General features: G+C 68.4%; 20 protein-coding genes and 1 tRNA gene. 18 read left to right on the top strand and 3 right to left on the bottom strand.

What is annotated here, in order from left to right:
- Positions 1-53 precede the first annotated feature (53 nt).
- The 3 genes from BEP68_RS10550 to BEP68_RS10560 all read left to right on the top strand — a co-directional run bounded on the left by BEP68_RS10550 (position 54) and on the right by BEP68_RS10560 (position 2522).
- Complete coding sequence (locus BEP68_RS10550; RefSeq protein ID WP_187249945.1) at positions 54-917, top strand: AraC family transcriptional regulator; 864 nt, start codon at positions 54-56, stop codon at positions 915-917.
- Between the two features lie 107 nt (positions 918-1024).
- Entirely contained in the window at positions 1025-1657 is a 633-nt protein-coding gene (locus BEP68_RS10555) for a GyrI-like domain-containing protein (RefSeq protein ID WP_187249946.1), read from the top strand.
- A 67-nt stretch (positions 1658-1724) separates the two neighbouring features.
- On the top strand, positions 1725-2522 hold the full coding sequence (locus tag BEP68_RS10560) for a DUF1206 domain-containing protein (RefSeq protein WP_187249947.1): 798 nt from the start codon (positions 1725-1727) through the stop codon (positions 2520-2522).
- 9 nt (positions 2523-2531) lie between these two features.
- Here BEP68_RS10560 and BEP68_RS10565 read toward each other — a convergent pair whose 3' ends face one another.
- Positions 2532-3179: a LysE family translocator gene (locus BEP68_RS10565; protein WP_072590739.1), complete on the bottom strand. Its 648-nt coding sequence runs from the start codon at positions 3177-3179 to the stop codon at positions 2532-2534.
- Positions 3180-3389: 210 nt separating this feature from the next.
- On the opposite strand from BEP68_RS10565, the gene BEP68_RS10570 reads away from it, so the two are divergent.
- The 5 genes from BEP68_RS10570 (at position 3390) to BEP68_RS10590 (ending at position 11277) form a co-directional block, all read left to right on the top strand.
- On the top strand, positions 3390-5915 hold the full coding sequence (locus BEP68_RS10570) for a prealbumin-like fold domain-containing protein (RefSeq protein WP_187249948.1): 2526 nt from the start codon (positions 3390-3392) through the stop codon (positions 5913-5915).
- Between the two features lie 67 nt (positions 5916-5982).
- Complete coding sequence (locus BEP68_RS10575; RefSeq protein ID WP_053098784.1) at positions 5983-7464, top strand: SpaH/EbpB family LPXTG-anchored major pilin; 1482 nt, start codon at positions 5983-5985, stop codon at positions 7462-7464.
- A gap of 102 nt (positions 7465-7566) precedes the next feature.
- Positions 7567-8529, top strand: a complete 963-nt coding sequence (locus BEP68_RS10580) for a class C sortase (protein WP_056276889.1) — start codon at positions 7567-7569, stop codon at positions 8527-8529.
- Positions 8526-9119, top strand: a complete 594-nt coding sequence (locus BEP68_RS10585; RefSeq protein WP_053098786.1) for a hypothetical protein — start codon at positions 8526-8528, stop codon at positions 9117-9119. Before BEP68_RS10580 ends, BEP68_RS10585 begins: the two co-directional genes overlap by 4 nt.
- A gap of 259 nt (positions 9120-9378) precedes the next feature.
- Positions 9379-11277, top strand: a complete 1899-nt coding sequence (locus BEP68_RS10590; protein WP_187249949.1) for a sigma-70 family RNA polymerase sigma factor — start codon at positions 9379-9381, stop codon at positions 11275-11277.
- A gap of 4 nt (positions 11278-11281) precedes the next feature.
- Here the strand turns inward: BEP68_RS10590 and BEP68_RS10595 are convergent, their stop codons facing one another.
- A complete protein-coding gene (locus tag BEP68_RS10595) occupies positions 11282-12868 on the bottom strand; it encodes a PucR family transcriptional regulator (RefSeq protein ID WP_187249950.1) in 1587 nt (528 codons plus the stop codon).
- A 154-nt stretch (positions 12869-13022) separates the two neighbouring features.
- Between BEP68_RS10595 and BEP68_RS10600 the strand changes: the two genes are divergently transcribed.
- The 8 genes from BEP68_RS10600 to BEP68_RS10635 all read left to right on the top strand — a co-directional run bounded on the left by BEP68_RS10600 (position 13023) and on the right by BEP68_RS10635 (position 20591).
- Positions 13023-15044 carry an RNA polymerase sigma factor gene (locus tag BEP68_RS10600; protein ID WP_187249951.1) on the top strand — a complete coding sequence of 674 codons (2022 nt, stop codon included), beginning with the start codon at positions 13023-13025 and terminating at the stop codon, positions 15042-15044.
- A 56-nt stretch (positions 15045-15100) separates the two neighbouring features.
- Positions 15101-16423, top strand: coding sequence for a cysteine desulfurase (locus BEP68_RS10605; protein ID WP_187249952.1), 1323 nt, complete (start codon positions 15101-15103; stop codon positions 16421-16423).
- Positions 16420-16854 carry a Fe-S cluster assembly sulfur transfer protein SufU gene (sufU, locus tag BEP68_RS10610; RefSeq protein ID WP_056276906.1) on the top strand — a complete coding sequence of 145 codons (435 nt, stop codon included), beginning with the start codon at positions 16420-16422 and terminating at the stop codon, positions 16852-16854. The genes BEP68_RS10605 and sufU overlap by 4 nt, the downstream gene beginning before the upstream one ends.
- A 31-nt stretch (positions 16855-16885) precedes the next feature.
- Positions 16886-17833: a GNAT family N-acetyltransferase gene (locus tag BEP68_RS10615; RefSeq protein WP_187249953.1), complete on the top strand. Its 948-nt coding sequence runs from the start codon at positions 16886-16888 to the stop codon at positions 17831-17833.
- 56 nt (positions 17834-17889) lie between these two features.
- Positions 17890-18531 carry an NADPH-dependent F420 reductase gene (locus BEP68_RS10620; RefSeq protein ID WP_187249954.1) on the top strand — a complete coding sequence of 214 codons (642 nt, stop codon included), beginning with the start codon at positions 17890-17892 and terminating at the stop codon, positions 18529-18531.
- Positions 18532-18669: 138 nt separating this feature from the next.
- Positions 18670-19320 (top strand): GntR family transcriptional regulator, encoded by a 651-nt coding sequence (locus BEP68_RS10625; RefSeq protein WP_053098794.1) that lies wholly within the window; start codon positions 18670-18672, stop codon positions 19318-19320.
- A gap of 151 nt (positions 19321-19471) precedes the next feature.
- Positions 19472-19717: a hypothetical protein gene (locus tag BEP68_RS10630; protein WP_072590746.1), complete on the top strand. Its 246-nt coding sequence runs from the start codon at positions 19472-19474 to the stop codon at positions 19715-19717.
- Between the two features lie 10 nt (positions 19718-19727).
- Positions 19728-20591, top strand: coding sequence for a hypothetical protein (locus tag BEP68_RS10635; RefSeq protein WP_315985303.1), 864 nt, complete (start codon positions 19728-19730; stop codon positions 20589-20591).
- 1 nt (position 20592) lies between these two features.
- Here BEP68_RS10635 and BEP68_RS10640 read toward each other — a convergent pair whose 3' ends face one another.
- A complete protein-coding gene (locus tag BEP68_RS10640) occupies positions 20593-21432 on the bottom strand; it encodes an SDR family NAD(P)-dependent oxidoreductase (protein ID WP_187249955.1) in 840 nt (279 codons plus the stop codon).
- Positions 21433-21560: 128 nt separating this feature from the next.
- On the opposite strand from BEP68_RS10640, the gene BEP68_RS10645 reads away from it, so the two are divergent.
- Entirely contained in the window at positions 21561-22142 is a 582-nt protein-coding gene (locus BEP68_RS10645) for a hypothetical protein (RefSeq protein ID WP_056276922.1), read from the top strand.
- Between the two features lie 66 nt (positions 22143-22208).
- A tRNA-Arg gene (locus tag BEP68_RS10650) sits at positions 22209-22281 on the top strand.
- Positions 22282-22392: the final 111 nt, after the last annotated feature.

The following is a 22392-nucleotide window of genomic DNA, read 5'->3' on the forward strand; positions in this document are numbered from 1 at the left end:
GTCGGGTCGCAGATCGCCCTCGGGCCGCACGATGGTGGGGAAAGGAGGACCTCATGATCGGAACGCTCAACGCACTGGTCGATCTCGTCGAGGCAGGCACCGGCGACGAGATCGACGTCGCCGGGTTCGCTCGCGTGCACGGCACGACGGAGTACCACCTGCGCCGGATGTTCTCGGCTCTGGCGGGGATGCCGCTGTCGGAATACGTCCGCCGTCGGCGGATGACGCTGGCCGGCGCAGAACTCGCCGCCGGCGCCCCGAACGTGCTCGACGTCGCCGTGCGACACGGGTACGGCTCGATCGAGGCGTTCGGCCGGGCGTTCCGCGCCGTGCACGGGATCAGCCCGGTCGATGCGCGCCGAGACGGGGGTCCTCTCCGCACACAACCCACGCTTCGGTTCCGCCTGAGCGTCGAAGGGAGCACCCCGATGCACGTCACCATCACCAACACCCCCGAGCTCGTCCTCGTCGGCCATGCCGCACGAGTGCCGCTCATCCACGAGGGCACCAATCCGCACATCCAGGCGCACATCTCCTCGATCGCCCCGGAGGAGCATGCTCGCCTCAAGGCGCTGAGCGATGCGCAGCCCGAGGGGATCCTGGCCATCACGGGGGACATCGCTCAGGATGCGCCGGAGGGCACCGAGCTCACCTACCTGCACGGAGTCTCCGTGCGGCCGACCACCTCGGTGCCCGACGATCTCGATGTCGTGAGGGTCGAGGCGGGCGCCTGGGCGGTCTTCGCCGCCACGGGGCCGTTCCCGGAGACCCTGCAGACGCTGTGGGCGGCGACGGCGACGGAGTGGTTCCCGTCGAATCCGTGGCGGCTGCGGCCCGCGCCCTCGATCGTCCGGTACCTCGAGTTCACCGGGACGCACGCGTCCTGCGAGCTGTGGCTCGCGGTCGAGGCCGCCTGAGCGCGTCAGGGTGGTCGGCGCGGATGCGCGCCGACCACCCGACGTCCGTCGCCCGTGCGACACTGTGCCGACGGTCGGATGCCGATTCCGCCGTGAGAGGACCCGCGATGGCGCTCGACCCGAAGAAGACCCTCGACGCCTATCAGGCGAAGCACGGGGAGTTCCGCATCCTCGATGTTCCCTCGATGCAGTATCTGATGGTCGACGGGGCGGGCGATCCCAACACCGCCCAGGCATACCAGGAGGCAGTGTCCGCACTCTTCCCGATCGCCTACGCGCTCAAGTTCGCGAGCAGGGAGCAGCTCGGGATCGACACGGTGGTGATGCCGCTCGAGGGGCAGTGGCACGCGCCCGACATGGAGTCGTTCACATCGCGCCGCGACAAATCGGCGTGGCGGTGGACTCTCCTGATCATGGTGCCCGACCACGTCACCCCGGAGATGTTCGACCACGCGGTCGACACGGTCGAGGCGAAGCTGGCGAAGAAGAAGCAGCCTGCACCCGCCCTCCGCTCCGTGCGTCTCGAGACCCTCGACGAAGGGCTCAGCGTGCAGACGCTCCATATCGGCTCCTACGACGACGAGGCCCCGGTGCTCGACGAGCTGCACCATCGATTCATCCCCGAGAACGGCCTGTCGATGACGGGCCTGCACCACGAGATCTACCTCAGCGATGTCCGACGGGTCGAACCGGCGAAGCTCCGGACGATCCTGCGCCAACCCGTCGGGAGAGCGACCTGACGAGGGCGGCTCTCGGCACCGACGCAACCCCCTCCGACGTCTTCGCGCCGACAGATATCCTGCTCGGATGACCTCAGCGAAGGGTGCCGCGCGCACGGCGCAGCGATCCGATGCCTTCCGGCGCGTGGCGCGGGCGGGATTCGTGGTGATCGGCCTCGTGCACATCATCATCGGGGCGATCGCCGTGTCGATCGCCAGCGGCGGCGGTGGAGACGCCGATCAGGACGGCGCGATGGAGCAGATCCGCTCGACGCCCGTCGGCGGGCTGGTCCTCGGCGTGATCGCGGTGGCCCTGATCGCGCTCGCTGTCTGGCAGGTCGCCAGCGGTCTCCTCACCGGCGGCAAGGAGACCAGGAAGTGGGGGATGAGGATCAAGCTGATCGGCATCGCGGGCGCGTACCTCGTGATCGCCGGCTTGGCCCTGATCTTCGCCTTCGGCGGGCACGTCGAATCCGAAGACACCTCTCGGGCGCTCAGCGCCGTCGTGCTCTCGGCGCCGGGTGGCATCGTGGCGCTCATCGTCCTCGGTCTGACCGTCGCGGGTGTCGGCATCGGATTCATCGTCATCGGATTCACTCGGGGCTTCGAGAAGACGATGGATGTCCCGACGGGCCCGTCGCGGCCCGGGATCATCGCCCTCGGGGTCGCCGGCTACATCGCCAAGGGAATCGCGATCGCGGTCACCGGTGCGCTCTTCGTGGTCGCCGCGTGGACGCAGGATCCGCAGAAGGCCGCCGGTCTCGATGCGGCTCTGCGGAGCCTCGTCGACCTGCCCCTGGGCCGAGCGATCCTCTGGCTCGTCGGGGTCGGACTCGCGATCTACGGCGTCTTCTCGATGGTCCGCGCCCGCTTCGCGCGTATGTGAGTCTCGGCCTCAGGCGTTCGCAGGCTTGTCGTTCCACAGCAGGAGGAACGCGCCGAGCCCGATCATGAGCACGCCGCCGGTGGCGCCCATCGCCTCGATGCGTCGCGGAGAGCGTCCGAACCATTCGCGCGCGGCGCTCGCCAGCAGCACCCAGATCGCATCGCAGGCCACTCCGATCGCGACGACGATCGTGCCGAGCACGAAGAGCTGCATCGGCACCGACCCTGCGTGCAGGTCGACGAACTGAGGAAGGATCGCCAGGAAGAAGGCGATCGACTTGGGGTTGGTGACCCCGACGACGAACCCCTCACCGAGCAGACGCACGCCTGATCGCCGCGCCACAGGTCCTGTCACCGTGGCCGCGGCATCTTTTCGATGCCGGATGGCCTGGACGCCGAGGAACACGAGGTAGCCGGCGCCCAGCACCTTCACGATCGTGAACAGCACGATCGACTGCGCCACGACGGTGCCGACGCCCAAAGCGACGGCGACGACGAGCAGGATCGAGCCGAGCGCCGTGCCCAGGATGCTGAGGAACCCGCCCAGTCTCCCCAGGGCCATCGCCCGGCCGATCGTGAACAGCACTGTCGGTCCGGGGATCACGACCATGACGAACGCGGCCACGACGAAGGTCGCGAGGGTCTCGGCGCTGAACATGGTGCGAGCTTAGGGCAGCCCGAAGAGGCCCCCCGAAAAGTTTTCTCCCGCGCCCGTCATAAAAAGTCCGCGCCGGGGTCTGGGTATGTGACGGGCGGCTTCTGCTTCCTGTCTCGCACTGGGGACACACACGACTTTCGGGGACAGGCATCCGCCTCTCGCGCTCCGCCGTATCCGGCGGGTCGAGGGCATGCCGGGATTGGGACATTCATGAGCATTCGCTCGCACCACCGCACGACGGAGCGGCCATTACGCTCCGCAGTCGCGCCTCGCCGACGGGCGATCACGCGGCTGCTCGGCGTGCTCGCCATCGCCGGCGTGCTCGTCGCCGGAGCGACGCTCGCCCCCAACAGTGGAATCACAGCCGCGGCGACGGTGCCCGGCACACCGGGAACCCCTCAGCCGGGTACTCCGGTGTACACCGAGGACTTCTCGAACCAGAGCGCAGCACTCGCCGCACGGTCGATCACCACCTACGTCGGCGGTGCGGCAGCCGCGAACTCGACGTACACGGCTTCGACGCAGTACACCCCGGCCGGCAACCAGTGCAACGGCTGGATCATGAGCGGTGCGACTCCGACGGCGCCCGTCACTGACCTGGGCTGCCTGAACAACGTCAGCACGACGTGGACGACGCTGCAGCAGATGGCTCGTGCGCTCGGAGTCGCGCAGGGCCAGACGACGACGCAGGCCGCGACCAACCAGGTGCTGACGTCGTACACGAATGCGACGAACGGAGCGATCGCCGCGGGCACGCAGTTCCGTACGGTCAACACCATCCCGGCCATCGGCGGTCACTACTACGCGGTCTCCGCATACTTCGCTGCGGTCAACTGTCCCGCAGCCGGCGGAGCGAACCAGCCCAAGGAGACCTTCAGCCTCCTCGTGAACGGCACCCCGATCGTGCTCAGCACGGGACTCAACCCCTGCACGAACAACACGGTGTGGGAGACGCAGATCGCGAAGCTGCAGTCGGCCGCCTACCAGGTGCCCGTCGGAACCACGGCGAACCTCGGTCTGATGCTCTACAACGCGACGGCCACCGGCGCGGGCAACGACGTCGCCTTCGATCTGCCGCAGATCGTCGATGTGACCCCACAGCTCGACAAGGCGTTCAGCCCGACCGTGATCACCAACGGCTCGACCTCGAAGATGACGCTGACCGTCACGAACACGACCGACCTCATGGCCAAGAGCGATTGGACCATCACCGACGCGCTGCCGACGAACCTCAAGATCGCGGCGGCCCCGAACGTCGGCGGCACCTGCACGCAGCGCACCGGTGCGGCTTATGTGGTCACGGCGCCGGCCGGCGGAACCTCGGTGTCGGTCACCGGCGGCGACCTCGCCCTCGGGCAGGCATCGTGCACCATCACGGTCGATGTCACTTCGACGGTGAACGGCACCTACATCAACGGTCCCGCCAACATCACGACGAACTTGAACCCGCCGGCCAACGCGTCGCTCGAGGTCATCCAGCCGTCGATCGACATCGTCAAGAGCATCACCGCCGTGAACGGCGTCGCCGTGACGAGCGACACCGATCCCGACAAGGTGTACTCGAAGGTCGGCGACGTCATCACCTACAGCTTCGTGGCGACCAACACGACTCCCAAGGCCGCGACGAACACGACGCTCAACACGAACCTCACGAACGTGCGGATCACCGAGGACACGTTCTCGGGTGCGGGCGACATGACGACGCTGTCCTGCACACCGATTCAGGGATCCACACTCGCCAGTGGCGCCAAGATGACGTGCACGGCCACCTACGTGGTGCAGCAGGCGGACCTCGACAGCGCTCCGCTGACGAACGTCGCACGGGCCACCGGAACGCCGGCGGTCGGACCGAACGTCACGGACACCGATGACGAGATCATCCCCGCCACCTGGACGCCCGCTCTCGTGCTCGACAAGACCGCCTCGGTCGTGGACATCGATCAGGACGGCGTGACCGGGCTCGGCGACCACATCATGTACGCGTTCACCGTCACCAACACCGGAAACATCACGGTCGCGAACATCACCGTGGTCGATGACCGCCTGACGCAGCGCAACATCACCGTCACCTGCACGCCCACGACGATCGCGCCGACCCAGATCTCGACGTGCGCCGCGAATGCGCCGTACGTCATCGGTCAGGCAGACGTCGACGCGAAGAAGGTCATCAACACGGCCTACTCCACGGGAACCGACCCCAAGGGCGGTCCGGTGCGCTCGAACAACGACAGCACCGAGACCCCCGTCGAGCCGTTCCGCATCCCGCTGAAGGTCGAGAAGGTCGGCGAAGCGGCAGCGAACACCTGGGTGCGCATGGACGGCTCCTCGTTCGCGGTGCTCGCAGACGCGAACGGGCAGCCGGGCACGGCGCTTCCCTTCACCATCAACGGGGTCGAGACCGGTCTGTTCCAGATCGACAGCATCCCGGCCGGCACGTACTGGTTGAGCGAGCTGACGGCACCCGACGGGTTCAGCCTGCTCGCCGCTCCCGTGAAGTTCGTCATCAACCCGGACCGCACGGTGAGCATCACCGCAGGCGGCGATCAGGCGGTGACCTCCACCGGTCAGATCATCACGGTGCGCGACGTGCCGGCGCTGACCCTTCCGACCACCGGAGGGACGGGCGCACTGCCCTACATCCTCGCCGGTTCCCTGACCGTGCTCGGCGCGGGCGGGCTGGCCCTCTGGGTCCGCCGACGCAACACACGTGCCGACACCACAGACCCGCAGATCTGATCTGCACTTCTCACAATCCACCATCTGTAACCCACCAGGGCGACCTGGCCACCTAGAGAGAGACACAGTGAACACTCCCAACAACGGACGCGGATCCCGCGTCGCGGCAGGTCTGCTCGTCGCAGGCGTCGCCGCGCTGACCCTCGCAGCGCCTGCAAGCGCCGCGACGCCCAACCTCGTCGACCCGGACGCCGTCGGTTCGCTGACGATCCACAAGTTCGAGGCACCCGAGACGCCCACCGGCCTGCCGAACGACGGCACCGAGCAGAACGTCGCACTGGCACCGCTGCCGGGCGTGGGCTTCACGGTCTACAAGGTCGACACGATCGACCTGACGAGCAACCAGGGCTGGGTCGACGCGAACGATCTCGCCGACCTGAACCCCGACAGCGTCGCTGACATCACGGCTGCCGGATACACGGCCAGCGCGATCGGCGGTCAGACCCTGACCGACGCGAACGGTGAGATCGCCCTGGCGAACCTCGACCTCGGCCTCTACTTCGTGGTGGAGACCGCTCCGCTCGCTGGCTCCACCGGTGTGGCCCCGTTCCTCGTGACGGTCCCGCTGACGGACCCGGCCGATGACAGCACGTGGCTGTACGACGTGCACGTCTACCCGAAGAACGCCCTCACCGAGGCGACCAAGACCGTCGAGGACTCGGCCGACATCAAGCTCGGCGACGAGATCGACTTCACGATCACGGCAGGCATCCCCAACGTCGCAGTCATCGACGGCTACAAGATCGTCGACACGCTCGACGCCAAGCTCGACTACGTGAGCGCCGCTGTGACGCTCGTCGACGGGACCCCGCTCGCTGCGGGTGACTACACGGTCGTCCACGACGCCGCCACCAACGCGGTGACGGTCGAGTTCACCGCTGCGGGTCGCGCAGTTCTCGCGGCTCACCCGGCCACCGAGGTTCAGGTCGTCATCACCGCCGAGGTCAACACGGTCGGCGAGATCGCCAACACGGCAGTGCTCTACCCGAACGCCGGTTCGTACACGGTCGCACCGGGCGAGCCCGGCGGACCCACCGTCACCCCCGAGGTCATCACCAAGTGGGGCGACATCACGGTCGAGAAGACCGACAAGGCCGGCGCACCGCTCACCGGTGCAGTGTTCTCGGTGTACCCGACCCAGCAGGACGCGATCGACGGCACCAACGCCATCGCTCTCGCCGGTTCGACCGAGTTCGCGGTCGCCGCTGACGGCACCGTGACCATCTCGGGTCTGCGCTACTCCGACTGGGCTGACAACGCCACCGTCGCCGTGGGCGAAGACGGCTACCAGTCGTACTGGCTCGCTGAGATCGTCGCACCCGACGGGTTCGAGCTGCTCGCAGCTCCGATCGAGTTCACCGTCACCGCCGCCACCTCGGCTGTGGGCGTCGACCTCGAGGTCGTCAACGTTCCCTCGAACGCCGGCTTCACCCTGCCGCTGACCGGTGGCACCGGCACGACCCTGTTCCTCGCCGGCGGCGTCATGCTGCTCGGTGGAGCGGTCCTGCTCGCCATCCGCAGCCGTCGCAAGGCCGCAGCACAGGCGTAATCCGAAAGACCGGCCGTGCGGGGGAGGTGAAGAGATCCCTTCCCCCGCACGGCCCATTCGTTTCCACCTACTTCTTCTCCAGCTCCGATCAGAAAGCGCAGCATGACCCTCATCGACGCGTCCGCACCGGACGCCCCAGCGCGACCCGCTACGGGTGCCACCGCCCAGAAGGCGCGGTGGGGATGGAGCCAGTCGATCGTCATGCTCATCGCGACCATCGGCATCGTGGTCCTCGTCTACCCGACCGCGGCCTCCTGGTTCTCGGCCTGGTCTCACGACACCGACGTCGACGGGTACATCCAGTCCGTCGAGCAGATCCCCGATGAGGCGGTCGACGAGATGCTCGCCGCCGCTGAGGAGTACAACGAGAATCTTCCGACCGGGCCGCTGCGCGACCCGTATGCCCTCGGAGCAGACGGACAGCAGACGGCGATCGGCGAGGGGGCCTCGGCGTACTTCGACACTCTGACCACCGAGGGAACCGACACGATGGCGCGGATTCGCATTCCGAGCATCCACGTCGATCTGCCGGTCTTCCACGGCACCGATGAAGACACACTGTCTCGCGGTATCGGGCACCTCTACGGCTCATCGCTTCCTGTCGGTGGACCGGGGACGCATTCGGTGCTCACCGGCCACAACGGCTTCGTGCAGGCCACCCTCTTCGATGACATCGATGAACTCGTCGAGGGCGACGTCATCATCGTCAGCGCACTGGGCGAAGACCTCTACTACGAGGTCGATCAGACCAAGACCGTGCTTCCCGACGACGCGGAAGACCTGCGTCAGGTCGCCGGCAAGGACTACCTCACGCTCGTCACGTGCACGCCCACCGGCGTCAACACGCACCGCCTGCTCGTGCGCGCAGAGCGCATCGATGCTCCGACCGAGGACTCCGCCGTGACGACCATCGCGGACACCACCGACCCCGCCGGCTTCCCGTGGTGGGCGCTGCTCGTCGTCGGGGTGCCGGCACTCACGTTCATCGTCGTCAAGCCTCGCCGTGCCCGGAAGAACCGCAGCGGCCGACGAGCGACGCACGTGTCCGCTGGCTCCGACTCATGACGGTCGACGTCGCAGTGGACCGCACCGCCGCGAACGGCGACGAACCCGGCGAGCCCGTGACACGCCGCCGCCCGCGGCGACGCATCGGTCTGCTGTCGACCAGCATCCTGCTCGTCGGACTGGGAGCATCCTTCCTCTCCGCATCCGTGCTCGCCCCCGATGCGGTCGACAAAGTGACCGGTGACGTCAAAGTCTCGGTGCTGAAGACGTTCCATGAGGTCTTCGCGCCCGACGAGCTTCCCGTCATCAGGCTCGGGGTCGAGGGCGGGATGGTCGAGCTCGACCGATGCGACGGCACGTTCACCGAGATGGTCAGCTACCGCATCGACGACGTGCTGCCGCTGTTCGCCGCACACAACAACTGCGGGGGAGACGTGATCCTCGGCTGGGAGCTCGGTCAGCGGGTCACCGTCGAGGGCTCCGACGTGATCTACGAGGTGGTCGAGGAGCGGCACACGCCCAAGTGGTCGAACGTCGAAGAACTCACCGGTATGACGGGGGAGTTCATGGTCCAGACGTGCTTCTACGGCGAGAACAAGATGCGCTTCCTGTCGCTCGCGCCCGTGGACCCGGCGGCGAGCGGCAGCTGATGTCCTGCACAGCGAGAATCTCGGGTTCTGACCGTCACGATTTCCGGTCATACCGGTCTTGTAGGTATGGCCATCGGCCTCGCGTCGGGTTCCCGGCCGACGCCCGCACAGCAGAGGTCGACCACTCCCCGGCCGAACCTTCTCAGAGCGGATTCGACCCTTACGAGAGTCGGAGGGACGAGGCATCCCCACTGCCTCGTCCCTCAACCGTCTCCGGCGCTGCGCTCGCGATGCCGGACTCGACAGCATCCGGAGCAGCATGATCCTCGGTACGTATCTCGACGACGACGACATCTCGGGTGAGCCGTCCGATGCCGAGATCATCGAGGCGGTGCGGGGTGGCGACATCGGCGACTTCGCCCTCCTGTGGCGCCGGCATGTCGAATCCGCGCGCCGAGCCGCGCGAGCGATCTCGCCCTCGGCGGATCCCGACGATCTCGTGAGCGAGGCGTTCGCGTCGATACTCCGGGTGACCAAGGCGGGCGGCGGGCCGAGCGACGCGTTCCGGCCGTATCTCCTCGCCACGCTGCGCAACACGGCCGCGCGCTGGTCCCGCAACGGGACCGACCTGTCGATCGACCTGATCTCGGAGGGCGATCTGTCGTCGGAGGGCGGCGATGCCTTCGAGCGCATCGCCGAGCGATCCAGCATCGCGGCCGTGTTCGGCACGCTGTCGGCTCGGCATCGCACGCTGCTCTGGTATCTCGAGGTCGAGGGCATGAAGCCGCGAGAGCTCGCGCCCCTGATGGGGATGACGGCCAATGCGGTCTCCGCTCTGGCGGCGCGCGCACGCGACAGCTTCAAACGCGCCTGGCTCGAGGCGCACATCCACGATCCCTCGCGGTCTGAGGACTGCAGGTGGTTCTGCGAGCGCGTGGTCGACCGTCGCGGTCGTCCGGTCGCGGTCGGCGACGCCGACCGTTTCAGAGAGCACATGAGCGTGTGCGGCGGATGCCGGATCGTCGCCGCGGAGATCGATACCGTCTCGCAGCGGCTGCGGGCGATCCTGCCTGCCGCGCTGTTGGGAGGCGTGGCGGCGGCGATCTACACCGGTGATGCCTCCGCGGAGGCGCAGGTCATGGGCGCGAGCTCCGTGGTGGGGTCCACCGGGTCGTCTGGCTGGGCCGATGCAGCAACCTCCTCGATCGGCGCGGGGGCGCCTGTCGCCGCGCACGGAGCAGCGGCGGTGGTACCGGCCGGTGGCTTGGCCGCCTTGGCGGCGACCGCCGTCGTCGTGGTCGGCGCCGTCATCCTGGCGGGCAGCGTCCTGAGTCTGTCGGCCGAGGAATCGGACGATTCGGAACTCACCCGGTCGATCTCCGAGGCGTCGGTCTCCGGTGAGGCGGGCCCGGTTCTCGAAGATCTGCCGCGCTTCCCGACTCAGCCGCCCGCATCGGAGCCGATGCCCGAACCGCAGCCCCTGCCGTCGCCGGAGCCCGAGGTCGATGCGGGACTGGAGCCCGATTCGGACGCGAGCCGTGAACCGGAGACTCCAGGACCCGGCGAGAGGCAGCCCCCACTGACCCCGCTCAGTATCGCCCCGGCCCCGTCGACAGCGGTTCCGACCCCGACCCCGACCCCGACCGACGCTCCGTCGGATACACCGCCGCCCATCGACCTGGCGGAGTTCCGCATCACCCGGTCGATCGCCCAGGACTCTCTCGTGCCGGATCTGATCGAGGGGGTCGGCGCTGCAGGCGCGGTCGTCACGGTGACCGACGAGAGCGGCGTCATGCTCGACACCGGGGTGATCGACGAAGACGGCGCATTCGTGCTCGACGTCTCGGGCGAAGCCCTGCGCCAGGGCATGACGCTCAGCGTGAGGCAGTACGACGCGGCGACCGGAGTCACCGAGTGGGCGGAGGCGATGGGGCCGCTCACCTTCGCGACGCCCACGATCGCGGCCGCGGACCAGGATGCCTGTCCTGAGGCGTCCCTCGGCGCTGTCAGCTGTCTGCATCTGAGCGCCGCACCGGATGCGTGGGTCGAGCTGCTCGATGAGCAGGGGCGATCGCGCACTGTGCGGCTCGCGACCGACGACATCGACGGGATCGTCGTGCGATCCGGTGTCGATGAGCCGTTCGTCGCCGCCCGGTACATCGAGCCGTCCACGGGTCGTGCCGGAGTGACCGTGCTGCTGCCGGCGGCGATCGAATGAGTCCTCACACTGCGGTGCGCGCGGTCGCCGACAGCCGGAGCCAGAGCCAGAGTCGCGTGGCCGGCGAATCGATGTCGATCCCGAGCTCGTTGCGCACGACATCGAGCCGATACCGGACGGTGTTCTGGTGAACGTGCAGTGCGCTGGCGGTCTCACGCACACTGCCGAGCTGGTCGAGGAAGACCCGCATGGTGTGCGTCAGACGGGTGCCCTGCGCGGCATCATGCTCGGCGAGGATGCTCGCGGCGTCGCCGACCGTGGCATCCAGGCCGTCGATCAGGTCGGCGACCTGGAGGATCGCCAGGCGATCGCGCATCTCGTCGAAGGTCGCGATACGGAGCTCATGGTCGTCGCGGAGCGACGAACTCACGAGCACGCCGGCCGTGGCCCCGGCCTCACGATAGGAACGGCCGATGCCGTTGATGTCGTACGCGCGCGTGCCGATGCCGGCGATCAACGCGTCGTCGATCCGGATCACCGCCTGGGTGAAGGTCTCGACCGCAGCCGCGTTCGGGCCCGGGATGAGCGTCACGACCTCCGGGCCGACGACCGCGCTGTGGGAGCCGGGGAAAGCGGCGCCGGACACGCTCATCGCCAGATGGAGTACTCGCTGCAGACCGCGCATCGCCTCCACCTCGTCGAACGTGGTGATCCGGAAGCACACGACCGTGCATCCGGCTTCGGGACGGATGAGGAGCTGCGACGCCGCGCCGCGGGCATGCCGTCGATCTTCGAGAAGCGTGCGGAGCAGGTCGGATGTCCGACGGTCCCGGTCGCCCGCCTCCGCTCGAGCACGAAGCAGATGCTGGGCCACGATCGGTTCCATCTCCTCCAGCAGGGACCGGGTCCGGGCGGCCGGCGATGGATCGATCTGGATCACCCAGAGAGAGCCGAGCAGCTCGCCGGACGCTCGCACGGCGATCCCGACGCGTCCGAACTCGTCGGTGCTCGAGGGGAAGTGCCGTGCCTCGCTGGCGCGGAGCAGCGACCGGTAGCGCGAGTCGGATGCGATCGAGATGTCCTCCTGCAGCAGCAGAGTGGTGCGTCGACGGACGTCGTCGATCGGCTGCTCGCTGTGCGTGGAGTAGCCGACGATCTGACCGGTCGAGTCGACGATGCTGACGGCACCGTCCGCGAGGGTGGCGATGGCGTTGGCGAGGCCGAAGAGGTCTCCCAGTCGCACACCCGAGACCCGGCCGATCGAGTGACCGCTCAGCAGCGACCGCAGGACGTTCGCCAGCTGTGCCCAGTCCCCGTCACTGTGGTGGAGGACAGGCAGGGCGACGTGCAGATCGAGGGCAATGCGCTCCAGGCCATCGCCGTCATCGGGAGCGCGCACCACCAGCGCGGCCGCCCCGACATCGGCCAGCTCGGCGACGAGGGCCGGAACGCTCGTCGTCGCGACACCGGCCCCGAGGACGATGCGATCGGTGTAGTCGGATGCGGATGCCGACGGATCGTAGAACTCCACGCCCACGTACGTCCTGGCATCGAGCCGCGTGTTTCGACGGGGGGAGAAGAGCCTCCCGTCGCTCAGACGGAGCGCGTCGCGCAACGTGGGAGCTTCGGCGCGGATGTCATCGAAGGCCATGGAATCTTCTCTATTCGGTGTCAAGAACTCTCGTATGAATCTACATACCGGTCAGATCGCGATGTCGCGAGACTGACAGTAAGAAGTCGAAAGGGATCCCTGTGAACGACCCGTCCGTTGCTCCTGCCTCGATTCGCGCCGAACGGGTCGCGCCATGAGCTCGTCGACAGTGCGCGAGCGGCGCACGCGGATCGATCCCGAGACGAGTGACGACGAGCTCGTCCTCGCGACCCGAGCGGGGAACAGCAGTGCGTTCGGCGTGCTGTGGGATCGTCACTCGCCGGCAGCCCTCCGCGCGGCGCGTTCGATCACGAGCTCGATCGACCCCGAGGATCTCGTCAGTGAGGCGTTCGCCAAGACCTTCAGCGCGATCCGCAATGGCGGAGGTCCGACGGATGCGTTCCGTCCCTACATCTTCGCGGCCGTGCGCAGCGCGGCCGCCACATGGGGAGGAAAGCAGAAGGACGTCGTCGCGCTCGAATACATCGAGGAGCTTCCGACCGAGCACACGGAGGATTCGCTCGACCTGCTCTCTGACAAGGCGCTGCTGACGGTGGCGTTCAAGGACCTCCCCGAACGGTGGCGCACACTGCTCTGGTACCTCGAGGTCGAGGGCATGAAGCCGCGCGAGATCGCGCCGCTCATGGGCATGACTCCCAACGCCGTCTCGGTGCTGGCGGCCCGGGCGCGCGAGGGCTTCAAGCTCGCCTGGCTGCAGGCCCACATCAAGGAACCGGGACGTGACCCGGAATGCCGGTGGGTCTGCGAGCGCATCGTGGCGCAGGGGCGCAGGCGCCATGTGGCGCGTGCCGACCGAGCGCGATTCGACGCGCACCTGGAGCGCTGCCAGCGGTGCACGATGGCGAGCGCCGAGATCGAGCAGGCGTCATCGAAGCTGCGCGCCGTGCTGCTTCCCGTGATCATCGGCGGACCGGCGGCGTTAGCCTATTCGGCCGGATCTCCTGCGCCTGCGACGGCTGCGTCTGCGCCGGCCTGGATGCCCAGGGGTACCGCTCGGTGGCTGGTCGTCGGCGGATCCGTCGCGGCAGCCGGGGCCGTCGTCGCGGTCGCAGCGGTGGCCGCACAGCTGGCGCCCGTGGGCGCGCCGAACGCCGAGGAGTCGTCGACACCGTCGTCCGCGCTCGTCGTCGCATCTCCGGCGCCGATCATGTCGCCCGAATCGACGGCGGTCCCGAGCCCGATCGCGCCGGCGGAGGAGGCCGAGACGGGTGTCGACCCGCAGACGCCCGTGACCGTTCCCGAGGAGCACGCCGGCCCCGAGGTCGTCATCGACCCGATCATCGTGGTTCCCCCGGTGGTCGACCCGTCCGTGGTCGCGCCTCCCGCCGGCGGCCCCTCGGTCATCGCGCCTCCCGTCGTGAAGGCGCCGGTCGTCGACCCTCCTGTCGTCGACTCTCCGGTGGTCGACCCGCCGGTCGTCGAGCCGCCGGCGGTCGACCCGCCGGTGGTTGACCCTCCTGTCGTCGACCCTCCGGTGATCGACCCTCCGGTGATCGACCCTCCGGTCGTCGACCCGCCGGTCGTCGAGCCGCCTGCCGTCGACCCGCCGGTCGTCGACCCGCCGGTGATCGACCCTCCGGTCATCGAGCCTCCCGTCGTCGAGCCGGTGACGATGGACTGGAGCATCCTGCCGGGGACGACTGTTACCCCGACCATCACCGGCACGGGAACTCCGGGAGCAGCGGTGCAGATCATCGACGAGACCGGCCTCGTGATCGCCTCCACCCTCGTCGGTCCTGACGGAGATTTCTCGGTGCGCCCCGATGTCGACACGCTTCACCAGGGCATGTCGATCTCGATGCGCCACACATCCCGGACCACCGGTGTGCGGACGGTGAGTGATCCGACGGGGCGCCTCTACTTCCCGGTCCCTGGGCTCGCCGAAGACTCGGACGGTGCGATCTCCCGCGTCGACTCCGACGGCGACGGGCGACGGGATGACCTCTCGCTCGACGTCCGCGGCGTCGCCGGCTCGACGGCATCCGTGTCCCTGGACGGGGAGACGGCGTCGCTCGCGCTGCTCGACGACTCCTCGACCATCGTGTCGTTCATCGACATCCGGCCCGGGCTCCATCGGATCACCCTGCGCTACGTCGACCCGGCGACGGGGGTCCTCGGCATCTCGGACACGGACTACATCCTCGTCGTTCCCTGACCGTCGCCCCGTGTGCGCAGGGCCCCGCGGGGTGCGCCAGATGAGAAGCTAGAAGGATGAGCATCTCCCGCGAATCCGACGTGATCGCCCCGACCGGGGGCGGCCCGCTGACCGATGTCGAGGTGAGGCGACTCCGCGAGGACTTCCCGATCCTGCGCTCCGAGGTCAACGGGCACCCGCTCGTGTATCTGGATTCGGGTGCGACGTCGCAGCGTCCGCTCGCCGTGCTCGACGCCGAACGCGAGTTCGCCACCACCCTCAACGCGGCCGTTCACCGTGGTGCGCACACTCTCGCAGCCGAGGCCACCGAGGTGTTCGAGGACGCTCGGGCCGCCGTCGCGCGGTTCGTGGGTGCCGACGAGGGCGAGATCGTGTGGACGTCGAACGCCACCGAGGCGCTCAACCTCATCGCGTATTCGATCTCGAACGCCTCGCTCGGCCGCGGGGGAGCGGCAGCCGAGCGCCTGCGTCTGCGCGAGGGCGACGAGATCGTCACGACCGAGATGGAGCATCACGCCAACCTCATCCCGTGGCAGGAGCTCGCGGCCCGCACAGGAGCGACCCTGCGGGTCATCCCGCTCGACGACGACGGTGCCCTCCGGCTCGACGCCGCCGCAGATCTCATCACCGACCGCACGAAGCTCATCGCCGTCACGCATGTGTCGAACGTGCTCGGCGTCATCAATCCGGTCGAGCATCTTGTGGCGCGTGCGCGCGCCGTCGGCGCGCTCGTCGTGCTCGACGCCTGCCAGTCGGCACCCCATCTGCCGCTGGATGTCCGCGCACTCGACGTCGACTTCGCCGTGGTGTCCGGCCACAAGATGCTCGGGCCGACGGGAATCGGCGCGCTCTACGGGCGGCGTGAGCTGCTCGAGGCCATGCCGCCGTTCCTGACGGGCGGATCGATGATCACCACCGTCACCACGACGGAGGCGGAATACCTGCCGCCGCCGCAACGGTTCGAAGCCGGCACCCAGCGGGTGTCCCAGGCGGTCGCGCTCGCCGCGGCGATCGACTATCTGACCGCGGTGGGGATGCCGCGCATCGCGGCGCACGAGGCTGCATTCGGCGCGCGACTCGTCGAGGGGCTCACGGCCATCGATGGGGTGCGCGTGCTCGGTGCCGGCATCGATCTGCCGCGTGTGGGCCTGGCGAGCTTCGACGTCGAGGGCATCCACTCGCACGACGTCGGGCAGTTCCTCGATGATCGCGGCATCGCGGTGCGTGTCGGACACCACTGCGCACAGCCGCTGCATCGTCGCCTCGGCGTCACCTCATCGACGAGGGCCAGCACGTACCTGTACACGACCGATGACGAGATCGACGCCGTGATCGACGGCGTCCAGGGTGCGATCGACTTCTTCCGGAGGGGCGCATGAGCGACCTGCAGAACCTGTATCAAGAGCTCATCCTCGATCACTCCCGCACCCCGCACGGGTTCGGGCTCCGGGGTGAGATCGCCGCGCAGTCGCACCAGGTGAACCCGACCTGCGGTGACGAGGTGACTCTGCAGGTGCACCGCGGCGCCGACGGCGGCATCGAGGCGATCGCGTGGGAAGGGCACGGATGCGCCATCTCGCAGGCATCCGCGTCGCTGCTCGCCGAGCTCGCCGAGGGGCTCACGGTCGACGAGCTCGAGATCCGCATCGCCGCGTTCCGCGAGGCGATGCGTTCGCGCGGCAAGATCGAACCGGATGAAGAGCTGCTCGGCGATGCCGCTGCTCTCGGGGGCGTCTCGCGATACGTGGCACGGGTGAAGTGCGCCATGCTCGCCTGGGTCGCTGCGGAGGATGCACTCCACAAGTCCTGAGCACCGAGGCGATGCGGTGCAAGATGGAATCATGCCTCTTGAACTGACTCCTCTCACCGCAGACGCCTTCGACGACTGGCGCGAGGCCACGAGAGCACGACTCGTGTCGCTGCGGCAGGAGTCCGGGATGCACGTCGGCGACGATGCCGTCTCGCACGTGGACGCCGTGCTCGACGAGCTGCTCCCCGCAGGGCACGACACCGAGACCTCGCTCATCCTCACGATCGATGACGGCGACGCCCGGATCGGCACCGTCTGGCTCGCCGCGAACAACGGCGTGCTGTTCATCGTCGATCTCGCGTTCGCGACCGAGCCGAGTGGCCGACAGCTCGACGGCCTCCTCGACGAGCTGACGACGCTCGCGCGGAGGCAGCAGGTCGGTCGTCTGAGTGTCGCCCTGCATTCGTCCGACACCGCTGGTCGCGGTTTCGTCGAGGGGAGGGGATTCGAGGTCGCGTCGATCCAGATGCTTCTCGAACCGCTGCCGTCTCGGGCGGCACAGCCGTCAGACGGCGCGTTCGTCGTGGAGCCGATGACCCCGGAGCGCTTCGCGAGCTTCGCTGCCGCGTCCGAGGCGGCCTTCGCGGAAGACCTGGTGGCATCCGGTCGGTATTCGGCGGAGGATGCCGTCGTCGAGTCGCACCGGCAGATGGAGCTCGAGCTGCCGGACGGCATCGATTCGGAGGGGCAGAAGCTGTTCACCGCCCACGTGGACGGCATCGAGGTCGGGGTGCTGTGGATCGGCATCCGTCGGCGAGGAGGGCGCCCGCACGGGTTCATCCTCGACATCGAGGTCGCCGAGGACCAGCGCCGCAAGGGCTATGGTCGTGATCTCATGCTCGCGGCCGAGCGCGAGGCCGCACGACTCGGTGCCGACTCGATCGGGCTGCATGTCTTCGGTTTCAACGCCTCCGCGATCCGTCTCTACGAGAGCCTCGGCTATCGGCGGGTCGAGGAGCGCTTCCTGCTCACGGTGTGATCGCGACACGCGGGGTCGCGCGGGAATAGCGGCGCGGGACGGGCGTTGGGCCCCACATGACTACTCTCGGAATCATCGGTGCAGGACACATCGGCAGCCAGATCGCACGGGTCGCCGTGGCGAACGGCTACGACGTGGTGATCGCGAACTCCCGTGGACCGGAGACGCTCTCGGATCTCGTCGCAGAACTCGGCGATCGAGCGACTGCCGCAACCGCGGTGGATGCGGCTGCGGCCGGAGACGCCGTGGTCGTCACCGTCCCCCTGGGCAAGATCGACGAGCTGCCGGTCGAGCAGCTCGCGGGCAAGATCGTGCTCGACACGAACAACTACTACTTCGAGCGCGATGGGCACATCGAGGCCCTCGACCGCGGCGAGACCACCACATCGGAGCTCCTGCAGGCGCAGCTGCCGACGTCGCGCATCGCCAAGGCGTTCAACCACATCCTCGCGGCCGACATCACGACCGACGGATCGCCCGCGGGCACACCCGATCGACGCGCCCTCGCCACAGCGGGCGATGACGCCGAGGCCGTCGCCTTCGTCACCCGCTTCTACGACGACGCCGGCTTCGACACGGTCAACGTCGGACCCCTCAGCGAGTCCTGGAGGGTCGAGCGGGATCGCCCGGCATACGTCGTGCGCCAGAACGCCGACGAGCTGACGGCGAACCTCGCGATCGCCAACCGTCTGCCCTGACGACACGGACGAGGGGAGCGGATGCCGAGGCATTCGCTCCCCTTTTCTCTGTCCGCCCCCGATGGAGCACCCGTAACATATGCGCCGCGTTGGGATACCAAACTTGTCGGGCGGTTCTCCGAGTGAGACAATTCGGTCATGGCGGGGGTGGGGACTACCGGCGAACTCGAGTCGGTGCGGGTGACGCGCGTTCTTCGCGATGACATCGTGCTCGGTCGGCGCGCCCCCGGTTCCCGGCTGGTCGAACGAGATATCGCGGCCGAGCTCAACGTCTCGCGGCTTCCGGTGCGCGAGGCCATCCGCACTCTCGTCGGCGAGGGAGTGGTCGTCGCACGCCCGCGGACCTGGGCAGTCGTGCGGGAGTTCACGCATCGGGACATCCGGGATTTCGGGGAGGTCCGCGAGGCGATCGAGACCCTGATCTTCGTCTTCGCCGCCGAACGTCACACCGACGAGGGGATCGCGCGGCTTCGGGCGGCCTATGAGCGCGAATTCGCCGCAGCATCCGCGGGCGAGATCGAGGCGGCGCGAATCGCTGCGGGCGAGTTCCACGAGATCTCGGCCGAGCTCGCCGGCAACGAGATGCTGGGCGAGCTCATCGCGGTGTTCGTCACACGGCTGCGCTGGCTCTTCGGGCAGCACGACGATCTGCTCGCGATGGCCGAGGAGCATCGGCTGATCCTCGAAGCGGTCGCCGCACGTGACACGGACGCCCTGCGCGTGATGGTCCCGCGCCATCTGGCCAGCGGGCAGGAAGCCGCCGAGCGACGCCTCAGCGACCAGGCCTAGTCGATCTGAGCGTCCCGGCCCGGCGTGCCGCGCGAACGCAGCGCACGACCGCGCCGCGCGGCCGACCACCGACCGGCCTGGAGAGCGGTCTCCCGCGGGGATATATTGGCCATACGGAATGGTTCCGGAGAGTCGTGTCCTGGGGAGCGATATGAGAGGCGTCGCCGTCGTCGCGGGGGGACTGCTGCTCCTCGGCGGAACGGTGCTCATCGCTGTCGCGGATCAGCAGCGTGTGGATGCCCTCGCCGAGGCGAGGGCGGCTGTCGTCCAGGCGGAAGAGCGGCTCGAGCTCGCGCGCGAGGTGAACCTCCGTCTCGCCGAGCAGCTGACGGCACTGCGCACCACCATCGCCGAACAGGAGACGCTGCTCACCGACACCTCCGGGTTCCTGCCATGAGGCGAACTCTGTGATCCGGCGGTTCCTCTCCGTCACGATCGTCGCAGCAGTGATGCTGACTGCGGGCGTCGTCGGTCGCGCCGCGGCCCTGGACGAGGACAGGGCAGAGGCGATCGCCGAGCTGCAGTCGCTGGCGCAGTCGATCCGTACGGCGGAGATGCGCACGGACCACCTCGACGGATCGATCGCGATCGCCGAGAAGGACACCGCAGCGCGTGCCGCAGTCCTCGAGGTGCGGCCCGCGTTCGTCGACGAGATCGCGGCGCTGACTGCGACGATCGAGGGAGCAGTCGGCAAGGTCGACACCTCGGCACACAGGGCCTCCGCGCAGTCGGCCCAGCAGTCAGTGCTCGACGAGCGCAAGAACCCGGCGACCGTGGTCGCCGCCACAGCCACCGTGCATGCCCTCATCGACAAGGTGGGTCAGGACATCGGCAGCTGGGAGACGGCGCAGTACGCCGCTCCCTCGGGCCCCGCGTGGGCATCGAGCGGTCCGGACGGGTACGCGCGCGTGCGTGCCGCTCTCGACCAGGTCGGCGGCGGGGCGGTCGGGCTCTACGAATCGGCTTCCTGTGCGGGAGGGACCGCGCCGGCGTGCGCGAACAGCGGCGGCTTCATCAAGTACCGCGCCGACATCGTCGACTGGAGTGCCGACCGACTGAACTGGGCGATGGCGCATGAGCTGGCGCACATCTACCAATTCCGGGTGTGGGGCGCCCTGACGTCGTCAGATGCCTACTACTCCGCGTTCGGAGGAGACGCCGAGTTCCTTGCGAACTGCATGGCGGTGGTTCGCGGATATCCGGGATCTGTCGGGTGCGACGCCGACCAGCAGGCGTGGGCGTCCGGGATCTGGGTCGGCGCAGTCGGCTGACTCAGGCGATCGGCGTCGTCGTGTCGATGGCCTCGCGCAGGGGACGCCGCATGACCCTCCAGTAGCTCGACGGGGCGACGCGGGTGAGCACATCGATCAGTCGCGCCTCGCGTCCGACCATCGTGCGGGCGCGGCGACGTTCGGTCGCGCGCACGATCAGCGCCGCGGCATCCGCGGGCTCCGTGTGGTACATCGCCGCCTGGGCGGCCGCGGCTCGCGCGGCGACGGCCGGCTCGATCGCCGCGGCATACCGTCCGTGCAGGATGATGCCCGTGCGCACGCCGGCGGGATACACCGCTCCCACCGTCACCGAGGTGCCGTCGAGTTCGTGGCGCAGGGCCTCGGAGAACCCGCGCACCGCGAACTTGCTCAGGGAGTAGGGGATGCGTCCCGCGGGGGCTGCCAGCGCGTAGACGCTGGCGAGGTGAGTGATGTGGGCAGCCGGCGCCGCGCGCAGGGCGGGGAGCAGCGCCTTCGTGATCGACACCGTGCCCCAGAGGTTCACATCCGTCAGCCAGCGCATCTCCTCCATGGTCAGCTGGTCGAGGTCGCCGAGCATCGAGGAGCCTGCGCACGTGATCAGAGCATTCGCCCTGGGGTGCGCCGCGGTGATCTCCGCGGCCGTGGCGAAGACGGCGTCGTCGTCGCGGAGGTCGACCACATGGGTCGTGACGATGGCGCCCGTGAGCTCGGCGGCGATGGCTGCGAGGCCGTCGGCGTTGTGGTCGATGAGCGCCAGATGCACGCGTCGGCGAGCGAGCAGCCGGGCGATGTCGGCACCCATCCCGCTCGCAGCGCCCGTGATGACCGTCGTGCTTCCGGTGAGCGTGAGACGCTTCATCGCATCCCTCCTGGCGGCGATCGGGAGAGCAGCCGGTCGTGGAGCGGGTCGGAGAGACCCGATTCCGATCCATTCTGGCCCACTGCATCCCCGAGCGATACCGGTACGCTCGAAGGGAGGAGGTAGGGGTGGGACGAACAGCGGATGCCATCGCCGAAGGCGTTGCGATCGCGACCGCTGCGGCGCGCCTCGCCGTGAAGAATCACATCCTCATCGGCACGATCGCCGAGAACGGCGTCTTCGACACGGACAAGTACGTCGCCGATGCGCGGGAAGCGCTGCGGGCGATGGCCGAGGAGTCCGAAGAGGTCGAGCGCAACCTGACCGAGCTGCGCAAACGCGCTCGCGGTCGCCATTCCGACCCCTCGGGAACCCATGACTACCGGGACCGCGACGTGCGCAACCTGCGTCGGAGGGCCAAGCAGTCGCACGGGGTCGCGACCAAGCTGCGCGACATGATGGAGGACGAGGCCGCCCTGCGCGTCATCGTCGAAGAGGCGCGCGAAGGCGCCTGGGCCGACGTGCGGCACAACCTCGATCGTCGGCTGCGCGTCGAGGGCATGCGACCCGATCAGGACCCCGATTACGACCGGATGCGCGAGGCGCGGATGCAGGCGCTGCGACTCGTCGACCTGCAGGCGCTGTCGTCTCTGCAGCGTGCGAAAGCGAAGCGGAAGAACAAGCAGAACACGCCCGACGGTGACGAGTGAGCGCTCGTTTCGCTTTCGCGTCTCGTCTGTTGTAGGCTGTTCTACGGCCCGCTGAGCGGTCCAGGAGCGCCCGTAGCTCAATGGATAGAGCATCTGACTACGGATCAGAAGGTTAGGGGTTCGAGTCCCTTCGGGCGCACATCAGCTGAAACCCCCGTCGCGCAAGCGGCGGGGGTTTTGCGTTGTCCGGCATCCATGCGGTCTCCATCTTCGGCTCCACTTTTCGGCCCTCATGCCCGTCCAGCGAAGG

Source organism: Microbacterium sp. 4-7 (genome assembly GCF_014332665.1).
Lineage (GTDB): Bacteria > Actinomycetota > Actinomycetes > Actinomycetales > Microbacteriaceae > Microbacterium.

Bases quoted from the DNA above. Each gene is read 5' to 3' on its own strand.
- BEP68_RS10550 (WP_187249945.1), top strand. From the start codon at position 54: ATGATCGGAACGCTCAACGCACTGGTCGATCTCGTCGAGGCAGGCACC.
- BEP68_RS10555 (WP_187249946.1), top strand. From the start codon at position 1,025: ATGGCGCTCGACCCGAAGAAGACCCTCGACGCCTATCAGGCGAAGCAC.
- BEP68_RS10560 (WP_187249947.1), top strand. From the start codon at position 1,725: ATGACCTCAGCGAAGGGTGCCGCGCGCACGGCGCAGCGATCCGATGCC.
- BEP68_RS10565 (WP_072590739.1), bottom strand. From the start codon at position 3,179: ATGTTCAGCGCCGAGACCCTCGCGACCTTCGTCGTGGCCGCGTTCGTC.
- BEP68_RS10570 (WP_187249948.1), top strand. From the start codon at position 3,390: ATGAGCATTCGCTCGCACCACCGCACGACGGAGCGGCCATTACGCTCC.
- BEP68_RS10580 (WP_056276889.1), top strand. From the start codon at position 7,567: ATGACCCTCATCGACGCGTCCGCACCGGACGCCCCAGCGCGACCCGCT.
- BEP68_RS10585 (WP_053098786.1), top strand. From the start codon at position 8,526: ATGACGGTCGACGTCGCAGTGGACCGCACCGCCGCGAACGGCGACGAA.
- BEP68_RS10590 (WP_187249949.1), top strand. From the start codon at position 9,379: ATGATCCTCGGTACGTATCTCGACGACGACGACATCTCGGGTGAGCCG.
- BEP68_RS10595 (WP_187249950.1), bottom strand. From the start codon at position 12,868: ATGGCCTTCGATGACATCCGCGCCGAAGCTCCCACGTTGCGCGACGCG.
- BEP68_RS10600 (WP_187249951.1), top strand. From the start codon at position 13,023: ATGAGCTCGTCGACAGTGCGCGAGCGGCGCACGCGGATCGATCCCGAG.
- BEP68_RS10605 (WP_187249952.1), top strand. From the start codon at position 15,101: ATGAGCATCTCCCGCGAATCCGACGTGATCGCCCCGACCGGGGGCGGC.
- sufU (WP_056276906.1), top strand. From the start codon at position 16,420: ATGAGCGACCTGCAGAACCTGTATCAAGAGCTCATCCTCGATCACTCC.
- BEP68_RS10615 (WP_187249953.1), top strand. From the start codon at position 16,886: ATGCCTCTTGAACTGACTCCTCTCACCGCAGACGCCTTCGACGACTGG.
- BEP68_RS10620 (WP_187249954.1), top strand. From the start codon at position 17,890: ATGACTACTCTCGGAATCATCGGTGCAGGACACATCGGCAGCCAGATC.
- BEP68_RS10625 (WP_053098794.1), top strand. From the start codon at position 18,670: ATGGCGGGGGTGGGGACTACCGGCGAACTCGAGTCGGTGCGGGTGACG.
- BEP68_RS10630 (WP_072590746.1), top strand. From the start codon at position 19,472: ATGAGAGGCGTCGCCGTCGTCGCGGGGGGACTGCTGCTCCTCGGCGGA.
- BEP68_RS10640 (WP_187249955.1), bottom strand. From the start codon at position 21,432: ATGAAGCGTCTCACGCTCACCGGAAGCACGACGGTCATCACGGGCGCT.